Origin of the sequence: Roseomonas sp. TAS13, from assembly GCF_001950415.1 — a bacterium.
GTDB lineage: Bacteria > Pseudomonadota > Alphaproteobacteria > Acetobacterales > Acetobacteraceae > Roseomonas > Roseomonas mucosa.
In genome coordinates this window covers 1-1,194 of sequence record NZ_BDLP01000676.1, presented here as the reverse complement: position 1 = coordinate 1,194, position 1,194 = coordinate 1, and the positions used below count along the sequence as shown (strand labels likewise).

The 1,194-nt window shown below is 75.0% G+C and carries 1 protein-coding gene; it reads left to right on the top strand.

Annotated features, from left to right (window positions below):
- Window positions 1-1,194: phosphoenolpyruvate--protein phosphotransferase (gene ptsP, locus ROTAS13_RS24770; RefSeq protein WP_075823687.1), on the top strand; the 1,194-nt coding region annotated here is incomplete at both ends.

Genomic DNA, 1,194 nt, shown 5'->3' with positions numbered 1-1,194 from the left:
CCGAGACCGCCGGGCTCGACCCGATGCGGGTGGTGGGGCTGGTGACGGCGGCGGGCGGGCCCACGGCGCATACCGCCATCCTGGCGCGCGCCCTGGGCATCCCGGCCATCGTCGCCGCCGGGCCATCGGTGATGGCGCTGCCGGACGGCACGCCGGTGATCGTGGATGGCGACCGCGGTCTGCTGCGCCCCGATCCGGATGCGGCGCAGCTCGCCACGGCGGAGAAGGCCATCGCCAGCGGCCGCGACCGTGCCGCCGCCGCCAAGGCCGCCGCCTTCCGCCCCGCCGTGACGCGGGACGGGCACCGGGTCGAGGTCGCGGCCAATTGCCGCAAGCCGGAGGAGGCGGTGGAGGCCGTGGCCGCCGGGGCGGAGGGGACGGGGCTGGTGCGTTCCGAGTTCCTGTTCGACGACCGCGCCGAGCCGCCGACCGAGGACGAGCAGTTCGAGATCTACCGCAAGCTGGCCGAGGGCTTCGGCGGGCTGCCGGTGGTGCTGCGGACGCTGGATGCGGGCGGCGACAAGCCGCTGCGCTTCGTGCGCCATCCGGCCGAGGCCAATCCCTTCCTCGGCCTGCGGGGGCTGCGCCTCTGTCTCGCCAATCCGGAGCTGTTCCGGCCGCAGATCCGCGCCGCGCTGCGGGCGGCGAAGCATGGCGACATCCGCATCATGCTGCCGATGGTGGACGGGCTCGCCGACCTGCGCGCCGCCAAAGCGCTGATCGAGGAGGAGCGCCGCGCCCTGGTCGCCCCGCCGGTCGAGGTGGGCATCATGGTCGAGGTCCCCGCCGCCGCGGTGATGGCCGACCAGCTCGCGGCCGAGGCGGATTTCTTCTCCATCGGCACCAACGACCTGACCCAGTACACGCTGGCGGTGGACCGGCTGCACCCGACGCTGGGCGCGCGCTCGGACGCGCTGGACCCGGCGGTGCTGCGGCTGATCGACATGACGGTGAAGGCCGCCCATGCCCGGGGCCGCTGGGTCGGCGTCTGCGGCAACATGGCGGCCGATCCGGTGGCGGCGCCGATCCTGGTGGGCCTCGGGGTGGACGAGCTGTCGGTCTCCATCCCCAACGTGGCGGCGCTGAAGGCGCAGATCCGCGGCCTGAGCCGCAACGAGGCCGAGCGCCTGGCGCGCACTGCGCTGAACTGCGCCACCGCCGCCGAGGTCCGGGCCCTGCCCGTGGCGCGGGAGA